This is a genomic window from Streptomyces sp. NPDC059456 (genome assembly GCF_042750055.1).
GTDB lineage: Bacteria > Actinomycetota > Actinomycetes > Streptomycetales > Streptomycetaceae > Streptomyces.
Genome location: NZ_JBHYVA010000757.1, coordinates 1 through 3923, shown reverse-complemented (window position 1 = coordinate 3923; position 3923 = coordinate 1). Strand labels below are relative to the sequence as shown.

Annotated in this window: 5 protein-coding genes; 3 read left to right on the top strand and 2 right to left on the bottom strand. The window is 74.5% G+C overall.

The features are described 5' to 3' along the window. Positions 1-180 (top strand): hypothetical protein (locus ACFXA3_RS37885; protein ID WP_385195060.1); only part of this gene is annotated, 180 nt, incomplete at its 5' end. On the opposite strand, the gene ACFXA3_RS37880 is transcribed toward ACFXA3_RS37885, so the two are convergent. After that, the gene (locus tag ACFXA3_RS37880; RefSeq protein ID WP_385195057.1) at positions 177-1814 is read right to left on the bottom strand and encodes an ABC-F family ATP-binding cassette domain-containing protein; all 1638 of its coding nucleotides are present in this window, start codon (positions 1812-1814) and stop codon (positions 177-179) included. The two genes, ACFXA3_RS37885 and ACFXA3_RS37880, sit on opposite strands and share 4 nt — an antisense overlap. 102 nt (positions 1815-1916) lie before the next feature. Here ACFXA3_RS37880 and ACFXA3_RS37875 point away from each other — a divergent pair, with 102 nt between their 5' ends. Both ACFXA3_RS37875 and ACFXA3_RS37870 read left to right on the top strand, forming a co-directional pair. Further along, on the top strand, positions 1917-2888 hold the full coding sequence (locus ACFXA3_RS37875) for a GlxA family transcriptional regulator (RefSeq protein WP_385195055.1): 972 nt from the start codon (positions 1917-1919) through the stop codon (positions 2886-2888). A gap of 49 nt (positions 2889-2937) precedes the next feature. Beyond that, positions 2938-3585, top strand: a complete 648-nt coding sequence (locus ACFXA3_RS37870; protein WP_385195053.1) for a DJ-1/PfpI family protein — start codon at positions 2938-2940, stop codon at positions 3583-3585. On the opposite strand, the gene ACFXA3_RS37865 is transcribed toward ACFXA3_RS37870, so the two are convergent. Continuing rightward, a partial coding sequence (locus tag ACFXA3_RS37865) for an enoyl-CoA hydratase/isomerase family protein (protein ID WP_385195050.1) occupies positions 3551-3923 on the bottom strand: 373 nt, incomplete at its 5' end. The genes ACFXA3_RS37870 and ACFXA3_RS37865 overlap by 35 nt on opposite strands.

The following is a 3923-nucleotide window of genomic DNA, read 5'->3' as shown; positions in this document are numbered from 1 at the left end:
GGGGGGGTGGGGCCCTGGGCGCGGGGGTTGGGGGCCGGGGGGGGGCGGGTGCGCACCCCGGCCCCCCGCTACCAGGCGTACGCGCTCGCCGTACGCCACCTGCCGCGCGGCTTCGTGGCCGAACGGATGGCCCGCAAGCGGCGCGCACCCCGGGCGCAGCCGCGCACCGCGGTCGACTAGAGCTCGGTGACCTTGCCGTCCGCGACCTCCAGGCGGCGGGTCACGTGCACCGCGTCCAGCATCCGCCGGTCGTGGGTGACGAGCAGCAGGGTGCCCTCGTACGCGTCCAGGGCCGACTCCAGCTGTTCGATCGCCGGCAGGTCCAGGTGGTTCGTCGGCTCGTCCAGCACCAGCAGGTTCACCCCGCGGCCCTGGAGCAGCGCCAGGGCCGCCCGGGTGCGCTCGCCGGGGGAGAGGGTCGCCGCCGGGCGCAGCACGTGGGCCGCCTTCAGCCCGAACTTGGCCAGCAGCGTCCGCACGTCGGCCGGCTCGGTGTCCGGGACCGCCGCGCAGAAGGCCTCCAGCAGCGGCTCGTCCCCGAGGAAGAGCCCGCGCGCCTGGTCCACCTCGCCGACCAGTACGCCCGAACCGAGCACGGCCGCACCGGAGTCGGGTGCCAGCCGGCCGAGGAGCACGGCGAGCAGCGTGGACTTGCCCGCGCCGTTGGCGCCGGTGATCGCCACCCGGTCCGCCCAGTCGATCTGCAGACTGGCCGGGCCGAAGGCGAAGTCCCCGCGCCGCACGGCCGCTTCGCGCAGGGTGGCGACGACCGAGCCGGAGCGCGGCGCCGCCGCGATCTCCATGCGCAGCTCCCACTCCTTGCGGGGCTCGTCGACGACTTCGAGCCGCTCGATGGCGCGCTGCGTCTGGCGGGCCTTGGCGGCCTGCTTCTCGCTGGACTCCCCGCGCAGGTTCTTGCCGATCTTGTCGTTGTCGCTCGCCTTGCGGCGGGCGTTGCGCACGCCCTTGTCCATCCAGTTGCGCTGCATCTGGGCGCGGCCCTCCAGGGCCGCCTTCCTGCCCGCGTACTCGTCGAACTCCTCGCGGGCGTGCGTACGGGCCCGCTCGCGCTCCTCCAGGTAGGCGTCGTAGCCGCCGCCGTAGAGGTTGATCTGCTGCTGCGCCAGGTCGAGTTCGAGGACCTTGGTGACGGTCCGGGTCAGGAACTCGCGGTCGTGGCTGATCACGACCGTGCCCGCGCGCAGGCCCTTCACGAACCGCTCCAGGCGCTCCAGGCCCTCCAGGTCGAGGTCGTTGGTCGGCTCGTCGAGGAGGAAGACGTCGTAGCGCGAGAGCAGCAGCGAGGCGAGGCCGGCGCGGGCCGCCTGGCCGCCGGACAGGGCGGTCATCGGCAGGTCCAGGCCGACGGCCAGCCCGAGCTCGTCGGCGACCTCCTGGGCCCGCTCGTCGAGGTCGGCGCCGCCGAGGTTCAGCCACTGGTCCAGCGTCGTCGCGTACGCGTCGTCCGCGCCCGGTGTCCCGTCGACCAGGCCCTGCGTCGCCGCGTCCAGCGCCGCCTGGGCGGCGGCCACGCCCGTACGCCGGGCCAGGAACTCCCGTACGGACTCACCGGGGCGCCGCTCGGGCTCCTGGGGCAGGTGGCCGACGGCGGCGGTGGGCGGGGAGAGCCTCAGCTCACCGGTCTCGGGGGTGTCCAGGCCGGCGAGCAGGCGCAGCAGGGTGGACTTCCCGGCGCCGTTGACGCCGACGAGGCCGATGACGTCGCCGGGCGCGACGACGAGGTCGAGTCCGGCGAAGAGCGTGCGCTCACCGTGCGCGGCGGTGAGGTTCTTGGCGACGAGGGTTGCAGTCATGGTCCGTCGATCCTATCCGCGCCGGTCCGCGGCCCCGGCCGTGGCAGCAAAGGTGGGATGGACGTCATTGCGGACGTCCCCGGCGGGTCACACCATGGGGTCATGTCGTTGCGAAACGTGCTCGTCGTCCTGTACGACGGCGTGCAGAGCCTGGACGTGACCGGTCCCGTGGAGGTGTTCGCCGCCGTCGACCGCTTCCCGGAGCGGGCGGGCACCGGGTACGCGATCCGCACGGCGTCCCCCGGCGGCGCGCCGGTACGGACGAGCAGCGGGCTCACGCTGGTGCCGGACGGGGACCTGGAGGCCGCGGGCCCGGGGCCGGGCACCACCGTGCTCGTGCCCGGAGGGCGGTACCGGGGGGACTTCGAGCCGCGGCTCACCACATGGCTGCGGGCGCACGGGGGTCGCGCGGAGCGGCTGGTGTCGGTCTGCACGGGCGGGCTGCTGCTGGCCGAGGCCGGGCTGCTGGACGGGCTGCGGGCCACCACGCACTGGTCCGTGTGCGAGCGGATGGCCCGGACCTACCCGAACGTGACCGTCGAACCGGATCCGATCTACGTACGGGACGGCCGGGTGGCCACCTCGGCCGGGGTCACAGCGGGGATCGACCTCGCGCTGGCCCTGGTGGAGGAGGACCACGGCAGGGAGCTCGCGCTGGCCATCGCACGGCACCTGGTGGTGTTCCTGCGCCGGCCCGGGAACCAGGCGCAGTTCAGCGTGCAGCTGGCGGCGCAGACCGCGCAGCGGGATCCTTTGCGTGAGGTGCAGCAGTGGATCACGGAGCATCCCGGCGCGGACCTGAGCGTCGAGTCCCTGGCGGCCCGCGCCCGGCTCTCACCCCGCCACTTCGCCCGTGCCTTCCAGGCGGAGACGGGAGTCACGCCGGGGCGGTACGTGGAGCGCGTCCGCGTGGAACACGCGCGGCGGCTGCTGGAGGACACGGGGGACGGGGTGGCCCAGATCTCCCGGGCCTGCGGCTACCGCACCCCGGAGGCGCTCCGGCGGGCCTTCCTGAAGACCCTGGGCCAGCCCCCGGCCGAATACCGCCGCCGCTTCGGCCACCACCTCCCCTGACGACGCCCGCCGACCGGGCCCGCCATCCACCCGCCATTCCGGAGGAACCATGCAGATCGCCGTCCTGCTCTACGACCGGTTCACCGCCCTCGACGCCATCGGGCCCTTCGACACGCTCGGCCGCCTTCCCGACGCCGAGACCGTGTTCGTCTCCGAGCGGCCCGGGCCGGTGCGGACCGACAACGGGTCGCTGGCCCTCGTCGCCGACAAGGGGCTCGACGAGGTGATGCGGCCCGACATCGTCATCGTGCCCGGTGGCCCGCACCCCGAGCTGGAGATGGAGAACCCCGCCGTCATCGACTGGCTGCGCGCCGTCGACGCGACCACCACCTGGACCACGTCCGTCTGCACGGGCTCGCTCCTGCTGGCCGCCGCCGGCCTGCTCAAGGGCCGCAAGGCCGCCGGCCACTGGCTGTACCTGGACCGGCTGCCCGCCTTCGGCGCCGAACCCACCGGCGAGCGCGTCGTCTACGACGGGAAGTACGTCACCGCCGCCGGAGTGTCCTCCGGCATCGACATGGGCCTCGGCCTGCTCGGCAGGATCGCCGGGGACGCGTACGCCCAGACCGTCCAGCTGATGACCGAGTACGACCCCCAGCCGCCCTACGACGCCGGCTCGCCGGCCAAGGCCCCGGCCGAGATCGTGGCGCGGCTGCGCGGGCTCACCGCCGCGCAGGCCCCCCGGCCGTCCAGCTGAACGAGGGGGCACGGCGTTCCAGGAACGCGGCGACGCCCTCCGCGGTGTCGTCGCTCGCGGCCGCCTGCTGCGCCCAGTGCGCGTCCCGGTCCGTCCGTCCGTCCGCGAACTCCTTGGCCGCCGCCTGCGTCAGCTGCGAGCGGGTGGTGAGGACGCGGGCGAAGTCGGCGACGCGCTTGTCCAGGTGCCCGGCCGGCAGCAGCTCGTTCAGGAAGCCGGCCCGCAGCGCGTGTTCCGCGTCGATCAGCTCCGCCGAGAAGAGGAGGTACTTGGCGACCGCCGGGCCGACCAGCGAGGCCAGCCGGCGGGTCGAGGACGCGGGGTAGACGATGCCCAGC

Bases quoted from the DNA above. Each gene is read 5' to 3' on its own strand.
- ACFXA3_RS37880 (WP_385195057.1), bottom strand. From the start codon at position 1,814: ATGACTGCAACCCTCGTCGCCAAGAACCTCACCGCCGCGCACGGTGAG.
- ACFXA3_RS37875 (WP_385195055.1), top strand. From the start codon at position 1,917: ATGTCGTTGCGAAACGTGCTCGTCGTCCTGTACGACGGCGTGCAGAGC.
- ACFXA3_RS37870 (WP_385195053.1), top strand. From the start codon at position 2,938: ATGCAGATCGCCGTCCTGCTCTACGACCGGTTCACCGCCCTCGACGCC.